The 20,269-nt window shown below is 38.0% G+C and carries 13 protein-coding genes; 9 read left to right on the forward strand and 4 right to left on the reverse strand.

Features of this window, described 5'->3' with window-relative positions:
* Positions 1–335: 335 nt before the first annotated feature.
* Positions 336–6,071 carry a DUF4073 domain-containing protein gene (locus tag ASU02_RS21540; protein WP_057767483.1) on the forward strand — a complete coding sequence of 1,912 codons (5,736 nt, stop codon included), beginning with the start codon at positions 336–338 and terminating at the stop codon, positions 6,069–6,071.
* Positions 6,072–6,182: 111 nt separating this feature from the next.
* On the opposite strand, the gene ASU02_RS21545 is transcribed toward ASU02_RS21540, so the two are convergent.
* Entirely contained in the window at positions 6,183–7,472 is a 1,290-nt protein-coding gene (locus tag ASU02_RS21545) for an erythromycin esterase family protein (protein WP_057767485.1), read from the reverse strand.
* A gap of 201 nt (positions 7,473–7,673) precedes the next feature.
* Positions 7,674–7,892: a hypothetical protein gene (locus ASU02_RS21550; protein WP_057767487.1), complete on the reverse strand. Its 219-nt coding sequence runs from the start codon at positions 7,890–7,892 to the stop codon at positions 7,674–7,676.
* Positions 7,893–8,376: 484 nt separating this feature from the next.
* On the opposite strand from ASU02_RS21550, the gene ASU02_RS21555 reads away from it, so the two are divergent.
* The 8 genes from ASU02_RS21555 to ASU02_RS21590 all read left to right on the forward strand — a co-directional run bounded on the left by ASU02_RS21555 (position 8,377) and on the right by ASU02_RS21590 (position 17,597).
* Entirely contained in the window at positions 8,377–9,240 is an 864-nt protein-coding gene (locus ASU02_RS21555) for a DUF2167 domain-containing protein (protein ID WP_232426318.1), read from the forward strand.
* Positions 9,241–9,744: 504 nt separating this feature from the next.
* Entirely contained in the window at positions 9,745–11,487 is a 1,743-nt protein-coding gene (locus ASU02_RS21560; protein WP_057767489.1) for an ABC transporter ATP-binding protein, read from the forward strand.
* On the forward strand, positions 11,484–13,220 hold the full coding sequence (locus ASU02_RS21565) for an ABC transporter ATP-binding protein (RefSeq protein ID WP_057767491.1): 1,737 nt from the start codon (positions 11,484–11,486) through the stop codon (positions 13,218–13,220). The genes ASU02_RS21560 and ASU02_RS21565 overlap by 4 nt, the downstream gene beginning before the upstream one ends.
* Before the next feature lie 177 nt (positions 13,221–13,397).
* Positions 13,398–14,153 carry an SDR family NAD(P)-dependent oxidoreductase gene (locus tag ASU02_RS21570; protein ID WP_057767493.1) on the forward strand — a complete coding sequence of 252 codons (756 nt, stop codon included), beginning with the start codon at positions 13,398–13,400 and terminating at the stop codon, positions 14,151–14,153.
* A 28-nt stretch (positions 14,154–14,181) separates the two neighbouring features.
* Entirely contained in the window at positions 14,182–14,622 is a 441-nt protein-coding gene (locus ASU02_RS21575; RefSeq protein ID WP_057767494.1) for a MarR family winged helix-turn-helix transcriptional regulator, read from the forward strand.
* A 23-nt stretch (positions 14,623–14,645) separates the two neighbouring features.
* Positions 14,646–15,380 carry a glucose 1-dehydrogenase gene (locus ASU02_RS21580; RefSeq protein ID WP_057767495.1) on the forward strand — a complete coding sequence of 245 codons (735 nt, stop codon included), beginning with the start codon at positions 14,646–14,648 and terminating at the stop codon, positions 15,378–15,380.
* Positions 15,381–15,525: 145 nt separating this feature from the next.
* Positions 15,526–16,707: a multidrug efflux MFS transporter NorA gene (gene norA / locus ASU02_RS21585; RefSeq protein ID WP_057767496.1), complete on the forward strand. Its 1,182-nt coding sequence runs from the start codon at positions 15,526–15,528 to the stop codon at positions 16,705–16,707.
* Positions 16,708–16,763: 56 nt separating this feature from the next.
* On the forward strand, positions 16,764–17,597 hold the full coding sequence (locus tag ASU02_RS21590) for a MerR family transcriptional regulator (RefSeq protein WP_057767497.1): 834 nt from the start codon (positions 16,764–16,766) through the stop codon (positions 17,595–17,597).
* Positions 17,598–17,631: 34 nt separating this feature from the next.
* Here ASU02_RS21590 and ASU02_RS21595 read toward each other — a convergent pair whose 3' ends face one another.
* Together ASU02_RS21595 and ASU02_RS21600 are read right to left on the reverse strand one after the other, a co-directional pair.
* The gene (locus ASU02_RS21595; RefSeq protein ID WP_057767498.1) at positions 17,632–18,558 is read right to left on the reverse strand and encodes a ketopantoate reductase family protein; all 927 of its coding nucleotides are present in this window, start codon (positions 18,556–18,558) and stop codon (positions 17,632–17,634) included.
* 212 nt (positions 18,559–18,770) lie between these two features.
* Complete coding sequence (locus tag ASU02_RS21600) at positions 18,771–20,222, reverse strand: carbon starvation CstA family protein (RefSeq protein ID WP_057767499.1); 1,452 nt, start codon at positions 20,220–20,222, stop codon at positions 18,771–18,773.
* Positions 20,223–20,269 lie beyond the last annotated feature (47 nt).

Below are 20,269 nucleotides of genomic sequence, written 5' to 3' on the forward strand. Positions count from 1 at the left end.
CTCCCTCGTATTTTGAAAAAGGGAGAACAGTATCGAGTTTATCGATATGTACCAGGTATGTATGATTTAGGTAATGGAAAATACATGGTGCAGGATGACTATGTTATTTTTAATAGCTTAAATTAATTTAAGGACATGGGGACAGGATTACTGTCCCTATTTTTATTTATATAAGAAAAAAATAAAATATTATATCCAACCGAAAAATCTTTTATTGGATGGGCTTTTTGTCGTATTTTGTTACTTTTTGTCTAATTTGTTGAGAATTTGTTTAGAATCGTCTATTAAAATGGAAATATAGGAAAATAGTATGGAGAAAAGAAAGAGGTATGCTAGTGAAAGGATTAAAAAGGTTTTTTATTATAGCTTTATGTTTGTGTGTCATGATGGTTGGTGTGGGAAATAATGGCCTATTTGCAGTAAAGGCTAATGCTGCCTCAGCGGGAGAAATAATAAAGCCTGCTTCAAAGAATGCAGTGTGGAATGAATATTATGGATATACAGATGAATTAACAGAACACACGGGAGGGAAGAGCTTTGATTGGGGATTCGAAAGATCGGCAATTCAATTTGATTTATCCGACATTAATCAAAATATTAAAAGTGCCAAACTGAAAATTTTTGTAACTAGTATAAGTGACGGGGATTCAAATGCTCAAACTAAACCGTATGTAACCGTTTATGGAATGAATACAGATGTCTGGCAAAAGGATTCTCTAAATGTTGAAACAGATCAATTAATTATTGCCAAAGATTCCAATATAGCTACGGGAGTCTGGAAAGAAATTGATGTAACAAATTTTGTGAAACAACAAATTACTAACAATGACAAGATTATCTCCCTGGCTATATTAGGGAATGAAGAGAATGCAGAAAATATATTTACCTATGCTTCTTATATTTTCCCAAATTCTTCTTTGCGTCCGCAACTGGTACTAGAAACAGGAACTTCTGATAGCGCATCACCGAACCTGCCAGATGGAACAATTCGAGCTGACAACATTAGTACTTCAGAAGTTACATTAAACTGGTTGAGCGCAGTTGATGATACTACTGTTACGAGTGATTTGGAGTATCGAGTTTATCAATCTACTAATAGTAATTTTAATACTGTGAGTGAAATCGAGAGCGGTGTGCCATTAGGAAGCGGATTTGAAAAAAATTTAACATCGTTTCATGCAGCGGGATTATCTCCGAATAAAACCTATTATTTCAATGTAATCGTAAAAGATGCAGCAGGAAATAAAAATGCTTATCAAATGAAAGAAGTAACAACATTAAATGACGTTAAAACTCCAGGAGTAACAGTAACCATTGGTAATGTTACGGTTGGAAAGGGATTGACAGAAAATATTCCTGTTTCTATTAATACGCCTATCACAGGAATAGCAGGATATGGCATAAAGGTAAATTATGATCCGAATATACTTGAAGTGCTAGATATTATTCCAAATAAATCTGTTAGTGGAATTTTTGATTTCAACATTAGTGAGCGAGAAGATAGGCTAGCGGTATTATGGTTCGACGATACACTTGGAGAGTCCCTTATAACGACTGCAACTGAGCTATTCAAGGTGAAAGTTAAAGTAAAAAGCAATGCCGTTTTAGGAAATTCCGCATTGACAATTGATAAAAGTAATAAAGAAAATCTTAATTTTTCAGACAATGAAATTCAGGATATTATGTCTGATGTGAAAAATGGATCTATAAATATAGTAAATAGCTACAATAGTAATTTTAATACCGCTGGTGGTAGTTCGGTCGATTCTCAACTTATTATTGAAAATGGAAAAGTGAACAAGCCTGAGAATCCTACTAAAGCTGGTAATTCATTTATTGGGTGGTACATGGACAATACATATACAACTGAATTTGATTTTAATTCAGAAGTGAATAGTGATACTACGTTATATGCGAAGTGGGCGGAGGATACTGCAGCACCTATTGTCACAACAGATACAAATGTAACGGATATAACATCAGAAAGTGCAGTAGCCAGTGGGAATATTGTATCGGATGGCCATTCAGAAATAACGGATTGTGGAATCGTATACTCAACAAGCGAAAATCCTATAGTAGATGATGAGCATGCATTGAAAGCATCTGTATCATCTTGTACTCAAGGAATAATTACTGCCGACCTTGCATTTTTACAGTCGAAAACAATGTACCATTATCGCGCATATGCAACAAACTCTGCTGGTACGAGCTATGGTAGTAACGAGACTTTTACAACGAAAAATAATAATGCAAACTTGAGCAATTTAACACTGTCTGCAGGTGAATTAAATACTGTGTTTAATAAGAATACACTGACTTATTCTGCAAGTGTTCCTTCTGCTACAGAAAGTGTTACTGTTATTCCGACACGAGAAGATACTACTGCAACAGTAATGGTGAATAATAAGTCTGCAAGTCATGCGGTGAACCTTATCACTGGAAAAAATACAATAGATGTAACGGTAACAGCAGAAGATCAGTCAACAACAAAAACTTATACGATCATCGTTTACCGATTAACCTCTGCACCTAATGTATTTGCAGATGATGAAAATAATAAAATGATCAATATAAATATTCTATTAGAATATCAAATAAACGGAGGAGCTTGGACTCAATATGATTCGTCGAATCCTCCTGATTTAAGTGGAAATAACACGGTGCATGTACGAATCCCTGCGAATCCATTAGAGGGAACACCAGCGGGTGAGGAAGCTAGTTTAACTTTTACAGGAAATCCAAGAAACGCAAAAGCGCCTCAGGTCACAAATGCAATAACAGAAGAAGATAGAGTAAATTCAAGTGGATTAAAGATTGCCCCACAGGAAGAAGATTCGAATGTGACTCACTTCAAGATAACTGAAATTATAGGCGGAGAACTTTATAAAAATGATGAAACTACTCCTATACAGGATGGGGCATTTATTACAAAATCTGATGGTGAGGCTGGATTGAAATTTAAACCCTCCGCTGATGCTAATAGCTCAGCTGGGGATGCATTTTCCTTTAAGGCTCAAGCATCACTAAATGATTCAGGACTCGGTCTAAGTGAGGCGGCAACAGCAACTATAGCTGTTAGTGAAGTAAATGATGCGCCAGAAGCTGCAGATGATTCATTGCTATCTGTTTCGGAAAATGCACCTGAATTTAGCATTCCTTTCGATACGCTGATTGCGAATGATTCTGCTGGACCTGCTAATGAATCTGGTCAAACATTAACGGTAACGGATATAGCGAATTTTGTTGGAGGTACAGTCCGAATTGAAGGACTGAATATTATTTTTTCACCGCAGTCAAACTTCCGAGGAATTGCAAGTTTTGATTATACAGTTAAGGATAACGGTACAACGAATGGCGATCCGGATCCTTTGACACATGTAGGGAAGGTTTCATTTACAATTGAAGCTCCTGCAGATCAGCCGATAGTAACAAATGCCGTAACGAACGAAGACCAACAAACTACAAATGGTTTAGTAATAACACCAACTGATGCTGGAGGGGCTCCCGTAAACTATTATAAAATTACAGGTGTTACAGGCGGAATCCTTTATAAAAATGATGGAACGACTATGATTAGTCAGGGTGACTTTATCACTGTAGCGGAAGGCATGGCAGGATTGAAATTTACTCCAAATCCTAACGAATATGGAACTACAGGCTTTGGTTTCATTGTTCAGGCTGCTCCAGGTACAGATGGGACAAAATTAAGTGATGGAGTGGAAGCATCTATAATTGTTACGGAAGTAAATGATTCCCCAATTGCTGAGGATGATACACTTTCTGACTTTGAAGCAGGTTCACCAATCACCATTTCATTTGAAGATCTTTTAATAAATGATAAACAGGGACCTGATAATGAGAGCGATCAGAAACTAACGATTAAATCTGTTGAAGATCCTGAAGGCGGTCAAGTTGAAATTCGGGATGGGAAGATAATTTTCACCCCTGATACGATCGGATCAGCAAGCTTTAACTACACCATTGAGGATAATGGAAAAAGCAACTCAATGAATGATCCTCTTACGGATCAAGCAAAAGTTAACTTTAATGTGGCTGATAAAAAAGGGCCAATCATTTCTCTAGTTGGAGAAAATACGGTTTATTTGAACAAAGGTGAAGTATATGTCGAGCCTGGTTACATGGCATCTGATGAAGTAGACGGAGATACAAGCGGCGATGTAACAGTGACGGGTTCAGTTGATAAGTCTAAATTAGGTACGTACCTTTTAAGATACAATGTTTCTGATTCGAAAGGGAATGCTGCTGTTGAAGTAATAAGAACGATACATGTTGTATCATCAGATTTAAAAACATTAATGGTTTCATCGGGAGATTTTATGCCTTCCTTTGACCCGCAGACACTTAATTATTCATTAACTGTACCGTTTAATGTGACGAATATTGATATAACTGCGAGTACTATAGACCCAACAGCAAGTACAGTTGTAAATGGTCATATGATGGAAAATGGCGGCTCACAATCACTGCCATTAGTAGAAGGTGATAACTCGGTTTCTATAATTGTTACGGCAAAAGGTGGAAGTACAAAGACATATCTATTACAAATTAATAGGGGATTTAATCCGCCAGAGCAACCTCAAGTGTCGGCGAACGATGAACGGAATGTTATTATCGGTGCGGACAGTACAATGGAATATTCAAGTAACAACGGAACTGCGTGGACAAGCTATGATTCAAATAATGCTCCCGCATTTCCTGGTAATGTAACAGTATTGGTACGCGTGAAAGCGACTGGGAATAAGCCTGCAGGTGAAGCAACAACCGTAACATTCACTAAAAATCCTGCTCCGCCTAGTAATAATGAAGAGTCAGTCCCGCCGTCAAATTCTGAAGAAATCGTTGTCGATGTTGATGGGGCAAACGGAACAAATTTAACTAAAACACCAATCACACGTACAACGGAACCAGATGGCACGGTGAAGGATCACGTTTCCATGTCAGAAAGCATCGCAATAGATACTGTTGAAAAAGCAAAACAACAAGGTGTTGATACAGCAAGAATTGTCATTCCAGATACAAACGACAAAGTATCAGAGGTAAAAGTGGAAATTCCAAAGTCAGCTCTGAAACAGCTTAACGATGGCAAAATAAAGCTTGTAATTGCCACTGACAATGCGATCATTGCGATTCCAACAGAGTCCATTTCTTCTTTCAATGACGATTTATATTTCCGCGTTGTTCCGCTTAAGTCAAAGGAACAACAAAAGCAAGTAGAGGAACGTGCAAAGAAGGAAGAGATCATTCAAGAAATTGCGCATAATCAAAAAGTACAAGTTCTTGGCCGACCGATGGAAATTGAAACAAATATGCAAAGCCGTGAAGTTTCCATTATTCTTCCATTAAAAGACAGCTTGCCTGCAGATGCCAAGGAACGAGAAAAAATTCTTGATAATCTGGCTATCTTTATTGAACATAGCGATGGAACGAAGGAAGTTTTACGAGGAAAAGTAATTCCATATAAGAACAATGGTGAATTAGGGCTAGAATTCAGTGTAAACAAGTTTAGTACCTTTACAATTGTCTATATGGACGGTGCTCAAACATACTTTGATGGGAAAACATGCGGAAAAGATGCTCTTTCAACTGACGCAATCGGCTGTGTAAGTGCGAAGAAATCAGTACCAATATACGAGTTGGTTAACAACCGCTTGAAAAAGGTGGATGCATTAAAAGCAGGGCAAACTGTTCCAGCTTATGAAGCGATTTCACCGATGCTTGGATTAGGCGGAGACATTTGGGTTGAACGAACAAATGCGATTCGTTATGAAACCCCATCGAAGTCCATGTTAGACAAAAACGCACTAACAGGTTCAAAACGGACTAAGCAAATGTGGAAAGGGCTTGAATTACGCCCGGGTCAAATCGGAAAAGTAACTGTCTTACAGGATACAGTTGTTTGGGAAAAAATCAACAAAACAAAAAAACTCCCACGTATTTTGAAAAAGGGAGAACAATATCGAGTGTATCGTTATGTACCGGGCATGTATGATCTAGGTAATGGGGAATACGTAGTTCAAAATGAACAAATCCAATTTCAATCTTTAAAATAGATCGGAAGTTGAAAGGGAATAATTTTAAAGCAACCAGCTGCTGTTTTTTTACAGTAACTGGTTGTTTTTTTGCCTTTTTCTGAGGTTGGCTGATTCGCTTTCCTTTTGATCCTATTGCTGATTCTCTGCGGGGACACGGTTTCTGTCTCTCTGTCCCGTAAGTGGATGAAGTGCATTCGTGTTATTGATATAAATAAAGGCATCGTATCGTTCGGACATTTTTGAGGGTACGTAATTTCCTAAGTGTTCGTATAGAGGGTTATATACGACGCCAATGGCACGATGTCCGATGGGATAATTGAATACATGCCTATTTTCATTATTGAATAGTAATATTTTATTTTTAGCATTGGCCCTGTGCATAAGATCTTCCCAGCTGCCAGCTTGTGCTGGAGGGGTCATCATCTGTTTGAAGTTTTTGCCCCATTGGTCAGCAGCAATGACTGATCCGCGATGTGTGCCAAAACCAATAATATAGAGATTTTCGTCTCCTTCTTGTTCCCTCAATAATTGCCCCACGTTCACGATTCCCTCATCTGCCATGTCTGTTGCCCTGGCATCGCCAACATGGGTATTATGCTCCCAGATAATTCCCTTTGCCTGATTCCCGAAGAACATCATGATTCTGTTTAATGTTTCAACCATATGGCGGTCACGAATATTCCAGGATTCCTTATCGTCTGTAATCATTGTCCGATAGTAACTTTCCGCATTTGCCGTAATAAGTGCGTTGACTTCAAGGTTTAATCCGCTTTCTTCATTATCTAAATAGATATTCCTTTTTAAGGAAATATCCGTTAACAATTTAATGACTTCATCCTGACAGCCATCTGAGTAGAAGGCTGCAGATACACCATATTTTTCGGGTTGACGATTGAATGGTTCAAAGCATGCTATTGTTTTTCTTGCTGCTTCAACATTAGGAGAGTTTGTTTCTTCTAAATAGTTAACTATTTCATCTAATGACTCCCAAAGACTGTAGACATCAATCCCGTAAAATCCAACTTTTCTCTCAAGAGGCTGTCTTTGATTATAGGCTTTTAGCCATTCTATAAATTCAACCATTTCCTCGTTGGCCCACATCCAAGTTGGCCAGCGGCTAAATGCCTGTAATACGTCTCGGGCATGGTTGCTTTTCAGATCCCAGCCTTTAATATATTCATTGACTTTCTGGCAAGAGGGCCAATCACCCTCAACTGCTAAAAAGGTATATCCCTTTTCCAGAATAAGTTTTTTCGAAAGTTCTGTTCGAAGATGATAAAATTCCGAGGTTCCATGTGAGGATTCACCGAGTAAAACAAACTTTTTATTGTTAATTCCTTTTAATAGGACATCAAGATCTCGAAGATCATTGAGTGGGTGTGCAAAGCTTTGAATAGCTTGAATGAACTTTTTCTCCAATTCTATCCCTCAATATCGTTTGCTTTTAATCTAAAGATTAAGGGTTATTGTTTCCCGGATATTGTTTTTCATACTCTTTCTACTTAAAGAAATCATTTGAAAGGGACAGGTAATCTGTCCCCAACTTTAAAGCGTGGCATGCAGTTTAAATTTACTCGTCCTTGTTGACTAGAAATGAAAAATAAAATTTTTATCTCCTGATTATCTTCTCTTCTTTTTTGTATTGTCTATAGTAGGTTTGTTTTTACTGACTGTCTCTAGAAGAACTTGTACATGGTAGTTTCTCTCATCTGAACTAGTAACGCTTGAAACCTTCCCCTTACGTCCTTTAATGGTTAGGGTTTCACCAACAGATGGGACATTATTGAGCAATTGGCTTAATAAAAGATTTTTGTTTTCAAAAAAATTTACTGTGATCATTTTCGTCTCCCCTATTTCAAATAAAATGTGATACTCTACTCTCTAAAAAATATGTGATGATCGATAGATAAAGACCAAAATTATATATAGAAAAAATTTTTCATACCTTTCTATTTTTTTGAAAGGGACTAAATAACTAGTTCTTTAGTATTGTTTGTGATGGTGAAAACGATACTATAAGAATGTTTCGGACACAAAAAAAGTGGAAATCTATAAAAATCTTAGCTTACAAAAATAGTTCGATTTACTAAGGTTTACATAGTGTTTATGTGAATGAAGAACCTTTAAAACGTCACTAATATGAGTAATTAGTATGATTTTTAGAAGAAGAAAAATTCATAACCTTAATCAATTGTAAAAATCATGCAATTATACCCATTTTATTGTAATAACAGTATGATAAAATCATAAATGGGTAATTTTGGTATAGCATTTATTGTTGTTAATTTATTTATGTATGAGAGATTGGGAGGAAAATTTTATAATGAAACGATTGGTATTAATGTTGTTTGTACTATGCATGATGTTTAGTACAACAGTGGCAGCAGAAGAAGATTATAATTGGATTGAAGGGGGACAACCCGTTGATCTTGGCGGAATTGCCACAGTGGATCTTGACCCAGAATTTGTCTTTCTTGATGCAGAAAATACGAAGAAAATGAGTATGGATTACGGGGATCCAGTTTCAGGTCTTGAAGTGGGCAGCATCTTTCCTACAGATGAGAATGCAACATGGGCAGTCTTTTTTGACTATGAAGAGACTGGGCACATTAAGGATGCAGAAAAAGAGAAAATAGATGCAAAGGCACTATTAAAGAGTTATAAAGAAGGTACAGAAGAAGCAAATAAGGAACGCCAGCCGGGTGACCGCTTCTATGTAACTGGCTGGGATATTAAGCCTTTCTATGAGGAAAAAACGCATAACCTGACTTGGTCTATGTTACTTGAAGATGAAAACAAAGAAACCTTTTTAAATTACAATACAAGAATCTTAACAAGAGAGGGAAACATTTCGGTTATTCTAGTAACTGATCCACAAAACAGAGAAGCGGATAAAAAACTGCTAGATGAAAAAATCCTTTCAAAGTTCAAGGTGAATGATGGAAAAAGATATGAAGACTTTGATAAATCTACTGATAAAGTAGCAGATTACGGTTTAACTGGACTTATTCTTGGCGGTGCGGGTCTGGCAGTAGCTAAAAAGGCGGGCATACTTGCTGTTATTCTTGCATTTGGGAAAAAATTTGGAGTAATTGCGGTAGCTGGAATTGTAGCTTTATTTGGTTTCATTCGAAAAAAGAAAAGGAATAACCAATCAAACAGTTCAGATGATTCTTTAAATCAATAAATGATGATTTAGAGTAAGGGAAAACCTCTTAGGCATTTATGCACCTAAGAGGTTTTCTTTGCTTTTGCCATTTATGGTTCTTCATTATAACTGCAAAAAAACTTTGGACACAGATTTCCTGTTATCTGACTGTTGACAATTATTAGATAAAAATGGTAATCTTCAAGAACACTAAATAATTTTTACAAAGGAGGAATGGACAATGCGAGATCTTAGAACATGCTTCAAAGCTATTAATTTCATACATTGTCCTTGCCTCTTCTCTGTATAATTGTGAATTCCTTTATACGATAAAAGGTGTAGGTACGACTTCTATGCCTTTTCTAGAGATGCATGCTCTTTCTGGGGGTATGCATCTTTTTGTTGGTGGAATTTTTTGGTGGAATATTAAAAAGGAGTCGAGGATGATGCGGTACAGATTTAGATGGTTGTTTTTTAATAGTGAGTTGCTGGATAGCGGGTAGCGGTTGTACAACAGCTCAAGAAGGGAAGAGGGTATGATACATGTTTGATGTTTTAGGGAAGCTAGGCTGGTTTTTTAGACAATATTGGAAGCAATATACCATAGCGATTATCTTATTAATGATTGCCACTTTGTTAGAAGTGGTCCCGCCTTACTTACTTGGATCCATTATCGATATAATAACAGCTGGAGAAATGAACAAAGCGGTATTAGGCCAATATATACTAATTTTTGCTGCCATTATTGTCTTTGGCTATTTTTTGAATTTCTTTTGGCAATATCGATTATTTGAAGGCGCACTAAATCTTGAAAAAGTAATGCGCCGTAAATTAATGCGGCAATTTTTGAAAATGACGCCGACTTTTTATGAGAAAAATCGGACCGGTGACTTAATGGCACGCGCAACCAATGATTTGAATGCGGTCTCTTTAACTGCAGGATTTGGAATCATGACATTAATGGATTCTACGTTATTTTTAGGTTCGATAATATTTGCGATGGGCTTTATGATTTCATGGAAATTAACGTTTTTTGCGATGCTGCCTGTGCCGATCATGGCTGTTTTAATTCAGTATTTAGGGAAGCTTGTACATGAACGATATATGAAGGCGCAGGATGCATTTGGTGAACTGAATGATAGTGTCTTAGAGTCTGTGGCTGGTGTGCGCGTGATTCGTGCCTATGTACAAGAGAATAAGGATGAAAAGAACTTTGCAGATATGAGTGAGGAAGTATACAAGAAGAACATGCATACGGCAAAAATTAATGCGTTATTTGGACCGATAACAAAAATCGGAACAGGCATTAGCTTTGTCGTTGCACTTGGTTATGGTGCATTTCTCGTGTCAAATGGGGAAATGACTGTCGGCCAGCTTGTAACTTTTAATGTCTATTTAGGGCTAGCTGTATGGCCGATTTTTGCCATTGGCGAGTTAATTAATGTTATGCAGCAGGGCAATGCTTCACTAGACCGTGTGCAGGAAACACTTAATTATAAAGCAGATGTACAAAACACGAATGACCCTGTTGCAATCAAGTCACCAAGTACGATTGGTTTTGATGACTTGATGTTTCAATACCCAACGAGCCAGGTGAAGAACTTACAGCAAATCTCCTTATCATTGAAAAAGGGTGAAACACTTGGGATTGTTGGAAAAACAGGTGCAGGAAAAACAACATTTTTAAGACAGCTGCTGCGTGAGTATCCAATTGATGAAGGGCAATTAAATATTGGCGGCATTGATATAGCCTCCCAAACAAAGGAGCAGATTCTTGATTGGATTGGTTATGTTCCACAAGATCATGTGCTATTCTCACGTACAATACGAGAAAATATTTTATTTGGAAAAGATGATGCAACGGAAAGTGATTTGAAGAAAGCCATTCATCTTGCCTATTTTGAAAAGGATTTGGAAAATTTACCGATGGGGCTTGAAACGCTTGTCGGGGAAAAAGGTGTCTCCTTATCAGGGGGACAAAAGCAGCGGGTGTCGATTGCTCGTGCACTCATCAAAGATCCTGAAATATTAATCCTGGATGACTCGCTATCAGCAGTTGATGCAAAGACAGAAACGAGAATTATCCAAAACATTCAGAATGAAAGAAGTGGGAAGACGACAATTATTACGACCCACCGTTTGTCAGGTGTACAGCATGCAGACAAAATTATTGTGCTCGATGAAGGGCAGATTACTGAACAAGGAACGCATGAAGAGCTGCTCAGACAAAATGGCTGGTATAAGGAACAATTTGACCGTCAACAGCTAGAAGGAGGCGCGTCATGAGCACAGGTAAACGATTAACAAAGTACGCCATGTACTATAAGGGACCTATTTTTCTAGGGTTAATCTTCTTGACGGCTGCAGTTTTTACTGAGCTTGCAGGTCCTTTTATTGCTAAATATATTATTGATGAGCATATGACCATTGGAAAAATTGAAATGGAGCCAATTGCATGGCTGCTTTGTTTATATTTAATCTTAGCGATTGCAACAGCTGTTTTGCGTTATTTTATGTATATTTATTTGCAAATTGGTGCGAATCGGGTGGTACAAAAGCTGCGTAAAGATGTATTTGGGCATATACAAACGCTTCCTATTCAATATTTTGATCACCTTCCGGCTGGCAAAATTGTTGCACGCGTCACGAATGATACAGAAGCAGTAAGGAATTTATATGTGCAGGTGCTTTCTAACTTTGCAACAAGCTTCATTTCTATTGCGGGTGTATATATCGCACTGTTTATTTTAAATTGGAAAATGGCATTGATCGCCTTGGTCATGATTCCGATTGTATATCTGTGGATGATTTTATATCGAAAATTCGCATCGAAATATAATGAAGTGATTCGTACAAAAATTGCGGATATTAATGCAATGATTAATGAATCCATTCAAGGGATGACAATCATTCAAGCCTTTCGCCGTGAAAAGCAAATGACGAATGAATTCGATGAGATGAATGAGGAACATTATGCTTATGGGAGAAAACTATTGTTCTTGGATTCGGCCACCTCATTTAACCTTGTAAATACATTACGGCTTATTATGTTTACAATATTTATCATCTATTTCGGGACGCAATCGTTAACAGCGGTTGAGCTAGTGTCTGCTGGAACGCTTTACGCATTTGTTGATTATTTAACAAAATTATTCAATCCGATTACGAATGTTGTTAATCAGTTCTCGCAGCTTGAACGCTCTCTCGTTGCTGGAAAACGTGTGTTTGAAGTATTGGATTTAACTGGAGAAAAGGTTTCACAAGAAACAATGCCAAGATACGCAGGAAATGTTATGTTTGAAGATGTTTCATTTGCCTATAAAGACGAAGAATATGTTTTGAAGAATTTATCTTTTGAAGCGAAGCGCGGGGAAACAGTTGCACTTGTTGGTCATACAGGATCGGGGAAAAGTTCAATTATGAATCTGCTATTTCGCTTCTACGATCCATCGAAAGGGAAGATTTATATTGATGGAGCAGATGTTACGGCTATACCTAGACAAACGATACGCCAGCATATGGGGATAGTTTTACAGGATCCATATCTATTTACAGGTACGATTGCTTCGAATGTAAGCTTGAATGATCCGAGAATTACACGGAAAAAGGTCGAAGAAGCATTGAAAGCGGTAGGTGCGGAACGAGTACTTGGCCATCTTGAAAAAGGCATTGACGAACCTGTGATTGAAAAAGGCAGCACGCTATCTTCCGGCCAGCGTCAGCTTATTTCATTTGCTCGCGCGCTTGCCTTCGACCCGGCAATTTTAATATTGGACGAAGCTACATCTAATATCGACACAGAGACAGAGGAAATTATTCAGCATGCGATGGATGTGTTAAAGAAGGGCCGTACAACATTTATCATTGCACACCGACTATCAACCATCAAAAATGCTGACCGCATTCTCGTATTAGACCGCGGCATCATTAAAGAACAAGGCACCCATGACGAACTGCTCGCCGAAGGCGGCATCTATAATCAAATGTACCAAATGCAAGCAAAATCACTTCAGGTTTAGGAGAAGGGACAGTATTCTGTCCCTTCTTTTTGTATTGAGAAAATGGACTTGTCCGCATCTGTCCCGACTGAGCAGATGGCACAAAGTACCTAATTTCTTTTGAGAGGAAATACTTTTAATTAAAGTAGTTTAGTGCTAAACTATATTTGTTGATAATTTCTAAAAGGGGATGTTTGGATGGGGAAATTACAAGATAAAGTGGTTATTATTACTGGCGGTGCAGGCGGAATCGGCAGTGGGATGGCAAAGGCAATGGCAAAGGAAGGGGCAATAATAGCGATTGTAGATTTAAATGAAGAATCTGGAAAAATAATGGAAGAGGAATTGCAAGCCATTTCTCCAAAATCAATGTTTCTTCAAGCGAATTTAATGGATCGCGAAAACCTTAGTCAAATTATTAAAACAGTTGCTGACAAATACGGTAAATTAGATGTGTTAGTAAATAATGCTCATGCTTCAAAACAAGTAACGATTGAAGAAACAACTCAAGCTGATTTAGATTTATCATTTGGTACAGGATTTTATCCAACATTCTATTTAATGCAAGCGGCACTTCCGTACTTGAAGGAAACAAAAGGAAATGTGATTAACTTTGCATCTGGTGCCGGACTTGCTGGACACGAAACCCAAGGTGCTTATGCTGCGGCGAAAGAAGCGATCCGTGGAATTTCACGAGTTGCAGCAAATGAATGGGGACGATTTGGTATTAATGTAAACATTATTAGCCCGCTTGCCTACTCACCAGGTGTACAGGCATGGGCAGAAGCACAGCCTGAATATTATGAAGCGGTTAGAAGCAAAATTCCAATGGGACGTTTCGGTAATGTAGAAAATGATATTGGTCGAGTTGCAGTTTTCTTAGCTTCAGAGGATTCCCAATACATTACAGGTCAAACAATTATGGTTGATGGCGGCTCATTAATGCTCCATTAAAATACACGATTATATTAGGAGGAATTTTTTGAATCAAACGAATATTTTCAAGCTTATTCAGGCAATTGAACAAATGAATAACGATAACATCATGAGATTTACAAAGGCGTTTCCTTATCCGCTTGGCATTTCGCCAATTTTGGTACTAAGTGAGCTGCGTACCAAAGGACCGCAGAAGCAGGTAGAATTAGCAGAAACGGTTGGCTATACAAAAGGAGCCATGACAAATATTGCAACAAAGCTTGTTAACCTTGGTCTTGCTGAAAGATTATATGACGAGAATGACCGTCGGATCATTCAGTTGAAGATAACAGCTGCTGGAGAACAAGCACTGACTGAAGCGCAGAAGATTGGCAAAGATGTTTTTACACAACTTTTTGAAGTATTGAGTGAAGAGGAAATCGATCAATATTTAATGATTCAAGAGAAGCTGGTAAGAAGTATTCATGATAGGAAGAATCACATATAAAATAATATATTGGAGGAATTAGCATGGGCAGATTAAATGGAAAAGTTGCGATTATTACAGGTGGGGCACGTGGAATGGGGGCTTCTCATGTACGCACTTTTGTAAAAGAAGGCGCAAAAGTTATGATTGCTGATATTCTTGAACAAGAAGGACAAGCATTAGCAAATGAACTAGGAGAAAGTGCGAAATTCATTAAGCTGGATGTTACTAAAGGAGCAAATTGGGAAGAGGTTGTTGCAGAAACTGAAAAAGCCTATGGTCCTGTTAATGTATTAGTGAACAATGCAGGCATCAGTATGAATAAATCAATTGAAGAAACCTCAGAAGAGGATTACAGAAGAATTCTTGATATTAATCAGGTTTCTGTTTTTCTTGGCATGAAGTCAGTTATCCCTTCGATGAAAAAAGGCAATGGCGGTTCAATTGTAAATATTTCATCCATTAACGGCCTTGTTGGCGGTGCGATCGGATATACAGATACAAAATTTGCAGTAAGAGGAATGACAAAAGCAGCTGCGCTTGGATTATCACAATACGGTATTCGTGTTAATTCCGTTCACCCGGGAGTGATTGAAACGCCAATGATCGTACAAGAAGATTCAAAAGAGGCAATTAAAGAATTTGCCAAATATATTCCAGCAGGAAGAGTGGCTAATCCTGAAGAAGTTTCTAATCTTGTTTTATTCCTGTCTTCAGATGAATCCAGCTACAGCACAGGTTCTGAGTTTGTAGTTGACGGTGGATTAACCGCACAATAAGAAATATTAAAATGGAGATCCTAATATATAGGAGCTCCATTTTTTGTGTTTTACAAAGCGTTGCGATAAAATGATTGACTCTATAGCTACTATAGGGTTTATATTATTTCTTATACGTTTTGGATAGAAAGTGAGAAGGTAAAAGATGAAAAATCAAAATACGATACTAGCCATTTTATTGATGAATTTATTTATAGCATTTCTAGGTATTGGCCTTGTCATCCCGGTTTTGCCAACAATTATGAATGAACTGCATCTATCAGGATCAGTTGTTGGTTATATGGTCGCAGCGTTTGCTGTTTCACAATTACTTCTATCTCCTCTTGCAGGCAGATGGGCTGATAAATTTGGCCGTAAGAAAATGATCATTCTAGGCTTACTCTTTTTTAGTGTTTCAGAACTGTTATTTGGTGTTGGAAAAACAGTGGAAGTGCTTTTTATTTCTCGGATGCTTGGCGGGGTTAGTGCTGCGTTTATTATGCCTGCGGTAACCGCGTTTATTGCTGATATTACAACAGTTGAAACACGTCCGAAGGCATTAGGGTATATGTCAGCAGCTATTTCTACCGGTTTTATCATTGGACCGGGAATAGGAGGGTTTTTAGCTGAAATTGGCGTGCGTATTCCATTTTTTTCAGCAGCATTACTGGCGTTAGTTGCTGCGATATTATCGACTATTACGCTTCGTGAACCAGAAAGAAATCATGAAGAGCAAGCAGAAGAGCAAAAGTCGGGAATGAAACGAATATTTGCACCCATGTATTTTATTGCTTTTATGATCATTTTAATCTCGGCATTTGGTTTAGCCTCATTTGAATCATTATTCTCCCTATTTGTTGATCATAAATTTAGCTTTACACCAAAGGATATTGCGATTGCTATTACAGGGGGAGCGATTATTGGGGCGATTGCACAGGTTGCATTATTTGACCGGTTAACTTTATACTTTGGTGAAATCCGTTTGATCCGCTACTGTCTTGTTTTTTCAGCAATTCTTGTAGTGGTAATGACTGTCGCTAGCTCCTATTTAAGCATTTTAATTGTTACTTTTGTTATTTTTGTCGGTTTTGACCTTATGCGCCCAGCTGTTACATCCTATTTATCGAAAATTGCTGGTAACGAGCAAGGATTTGTTGGCGGGATGAACTCTATGTTTACAAGTATTGGTAATGTATTTGGTCCTATTGTCGGCGGAATTCTTTTTGATGTGGATTTAAATTATCCGTTCTACTTTGCTGCAATCTTTTTGGTGATTGGTATTGCTCTTTCAGTTGTTTGGAAACAACCTGAACAAATGCAGAAGGTAAAACCCCAAGAAGTAAGATAGAAAAATGGGTTTATAAAAAAATTACAAGCTCATCCTATTTAAAAGGAAATGATGGAATGGAAGAAACGTTATATACAATTGGTGATGTAGCAAAATTGGCGAATGTCTCGATTCAGACACTCCGATACTATGACCAAATTGGTTTATTTAAACCTGCTTACGTCGATCCGGAAACAAACTATAGATATTATAAAGATTTACAGCTATATCACTTAGATTTAATTAAGTCGCTTAAATACATTGGCACATCACTAGAGGATATAAAAAAGGTTCAGCGGTTAAAAAGGGAAGATTTACTGCAGTTTATGAACGAACAAGAAGAGATTATTGAGGCTCAGCTTGCTCGTTTAAGAGAGATTCAGCAAAATGTGGTGCATGCAAAAAGACGTATTCAAAAACAGTTGAACTATCCCGTTTTTGGTGAAGTGGTTATTCGGCAAGAGGAAGAGATGCGCATTATACAAGCGGCTGCCAAAAATTTAAATCCTTTAGATCTTTTAAACGCATCGTATAGTGAATTGAAACGAATTGTTGAGGCGGAAGAGGGAGTGATCAATAATAGCTATGGGGCGATTATTTCTTATCAGCCATATTCCCATCTTGATGAAATTACCTACAAAAAGATTTTTACACCAATTTTAACAGATAAACGAATCTCCACTATTTCCACTGAGATAGAGGTTTCGAAAATACCAGAGGGCCGTTATGCTTGTATTTACTATACATTCTCTCCAGAAGTATACTTCTCTAGCTTAAAAAAAATAATGGATTATGTCTCCCATCACAATCTTCAAGTAACGGGAGATATTTATGAATTATTTACGTCAAGTAATTATTCTCCAAACGAACATGAATATATTGTTGAAATGAAAATCCGTATAGCTGATTAACAGGGACGAGGGAAAAGAAACCTTGTCCCTCTGTCTATTTAGGAGATACGAGACCTGCCCCATACACTGCTAAATTTGCATATATGGCTGAGAGTAGGGTAGTTTCGATTCCTTTTTCTGCTGCGTGCTGAAGAAGATAGCCGAAGAAGTGATCGGCCTCTGTTTGCTGTTCTTTCTCCATATCTCTTTGCAGAGAAGATTTCATTCCATAATTAAGTCCAAATATTCTTTTCATCTGAGTTTCTTCAATATGGATATCAATAGGTGCTTCAATGGCCCTCATGATGGCGGCTGTTTCCTTTAGAAGTATTTGAATAGTTTTGTGGCCGTGCTCATGCTCACGGATAGGTCCGATCGGTGAGCGGAATAGGGAAGTGACCCCAGAAAAAGTCGTGATAAATAAATATTTATGCCACATATCCTGTTCGATATTTTCGGAAAGAGTAAAGGCCGCTTTTGTCCCTGAAAAAGATTTTTGAAGTGAGAGGATACGATTTGTTTTTCGCCCTGCTATTTCGCCAAAAACTAACTCATGAACAGGACTAGTTTGAAGGATTTTTCCACTGTGATCAAGTGTAGCTTCGATAAAACATAAGCCTCCTAGGACACGTTCCTCACCAAATTCATTAACAAATTTATCAAGATGTGCATACCCATTTAAAAGGGGCAGGATCATCGTGTTTTCATTTACATAGGAGCGAAAACTTTCTATTGCCCCATCGAGCTGATAAGACTTTGTCGACACAAGAATAACATCAAATGGCTCCGCACTTTCTCCGCACAAAATAGTCTTTGGCTCCAAGTTCAGATCCCCATGGACGCTTTCAATCAATAGCCCTTTCTGGTCAAGCTGCTGCTTTCTTTTCTCTCTAACTAGGAAGGTAACCTCTTCTCCCTTTTCCATCAGACGTCCGCCGAAGTATCCACCAATGGCTCCTGCTCCAACGACCAAAATTCTCATTCGATTGCCTCCTATTTCAATTTAAAAGTGCACGTGGAAACGTGCACTTTTGGTATTTGACTATACTAAACTAACTGTTAACAAACCTCCCGAAATGACAATGACTATAATTATGATTTTTATAAATATAGGAAGTGAGTCATTTCCCTTGAGGTTTACTATCTCTTCTTGATCATTCACCGTTTTACGATAATTAGGATTGCAGCAGCCCATTAGGCTGCCTTTCTCCAGTTAGACACATCATCTTCGAGCGGAAGGGCAAGTGATCGGTTCTTTTTAGCAGTATGGAAGAATAAGGCGACAAGGATGACGGTGCCAATGGCAGAACCAATCCATGAAGTAGTCATCGGCAGACGGAACCCGATTTGAGCATTTAATATATAGGCTAAAACCATGACTAGCATAAAGGTTCCAGGTATGAGTGAAACCCAGTAATTTTTCTTAGCGATATATAGGTACATTGCTCCAACGAATAAAGCAATAACAGCTGTCGATTGGTTGGCCCAGCTGAAGTATCTCCAAAGAATATTAAAATCTATTTGAGTTAACGCGATTGAAATGACAAAAAGTGGAACTGCGATCCATAACCGGCTTGAAATTTTCTTCTGCGCAAAATTGATATAATCAGCGATAATCATACGTGCACTTCGGAAAGCAGTATCACCTGATGTAATTGGCAAGACAACAACCCCAAGAACAGCAAGTGTTCCACCAATACCGCCAAGCATCATTTTAGACACTTCACTCACGATTAGCCCTGGTCCGCCAGCAGCCAATAGATCGTTCAATCCGTTATAGCCATCGAATAGGCTCATAGCAGCCGCAGCCCAAATCATAGCGATAATTCCTTCTGCAATCATCATGCCATAGAAAATTTTGCGGCCTTGATTTTCATTTTGTGTAGTTCGAGAGATAATGGGTGTTTGTGTAGCATGGAAGCCTGAAAGGGCACCACAAGTGATTGTAAAGAATAGTAACGGAAAAATCGGTGCATTGGCAGGATGGAAGTTGCTTAAAGAAATTTCCGGAATATTGGCGCCTGTAACGAGTAATCCGATAAATACACCAACAGCACTAATTAATAATAATGCGCCAAAATATGGATAAAGGCGACCGATAATTTTATCAATTGGTAAAAGTGTAGCTAAAATGTAGTAAATGAAAATGGCTCCGACGATTAGAAATAAGGCTACTTTGCCATCCATTAGAACGTAAAGAAGATCTGCAGGAGTGGTAACAAATACAGTTCCAACTAATAATAGAAGCAAAAGAGCAAATGTGTTAACGACATGCTTCATCGCTTTCCCTAGAAATTTGGTCGCAAGTTCAGGCAGATGAGCCCCACGGTTACGAATGGAAATCATTCCAGTTAAATAATCGTGAACAGCACCAGCAAAGATACAGCCGATGACGATCCAAATAAAAGCAACCGGTCCATAAAGTGCGCCCATGATTGGCCCGAAAATAGGTCCTGTTCCGGCGATATTAAGCAGTTGGATTAATGAATTCTTTTTTGTACTCATTGGAATGTAGTCGACGCCATCCGCTTGAGTTAGGGCTGGTGTCGGACGTGCCGCTTTCACGCCAAACATTTTTTCCACATATTTTCCATAAGTAAAATAACCAATAATTAAAAGTGCGATACAAGCGAGAAATGTAAACATAAAAAACCTCCTTGGGAAAATTGAATACGTTTACATAAAGTATAAGA

It is taken from the genome of Cytobacillus praedii (assembly GCF_001439605.1).
GTDB classification, from domain to species: domain Bacteria; phylum Bacillota; class Bacilli; order Bacillales; family Cytobacillaceae; genus Cytobacillus; species Cytobacillus praedii.

Excerpts from the sequence above, each read along its gene's own strand:
- ASU02_RS21550 (WP_057767487.1), bottom strand. The coding sequence starts at position 7,892 with ATGATCACAGTAAATTTTTTTGAAAACAAAAATCTTTTATTAAGCCAA.
- ASU02_RS21555 (WP_232426318.1), top strand. The coding sequence starts at position 8,377 with ATGAAACGATTGGTATTAATGTTGTTTGTACTATGCATGATGTTTAGT.
- ASU02_RS21560 (WP_057767489.1), top strand. The coding sequence starts at position 9,745 with ATGTTTGATGTTTTAGGGAAGCTAGGCTGGTTTTTTAGACAATATTGG.
- ASU02_RS21565 (WP_057767491.1), top strand. The coding sequence starts at position 11,484 with ATGAGCACAGGTAAACGATTAACAAAGTACGCCATGTACTATAAGGGA.
- ASU02_RS21570 (WP_057767493.1), top strand. The coding sequence starts at position 13,398 with ATGGGGAAATTACAAGATAAAGTGGTTATTATTACTGGCGGTGCAGGC.
- ASU02_RS21580 (WP_057767495.1), top strand. The coding sequence starts at position 14,646 with ATGGGCAGATTAAATGGAAAAGTTGCGATTATTACAGGTGGGGCACGT.
- norA (WP_057767496.1), top strand. The coding sequence starts at position 15,526 with ATGAAAAATCAAAATACGATACTAGCCATTTTATTGATGAATTTATTT.
- ASU02_RS21590 (WP_057767497.1), top strand. The coding sequence starts at position 16,764 with ATGGAAGAAACGTTATATACAATTGGTGATGTAGCAAAATTGGCGAAT.
- ASU02_RS21595 (WP_057767498.1), bottom strand. The coding sequence starts at position 18,558 with ATGAGAATTTTGGTCGTTGGAGCAGGAGCCATTGGTGGATACTTCGGC.
- ASU02_RS21600 (WP_057767499.1), bottom strand. The coding sequence starts at position 20,222 with ATGTTTACATTTCTCGCTTGTATCGCACTTTTAATTATTGGTTATTTT.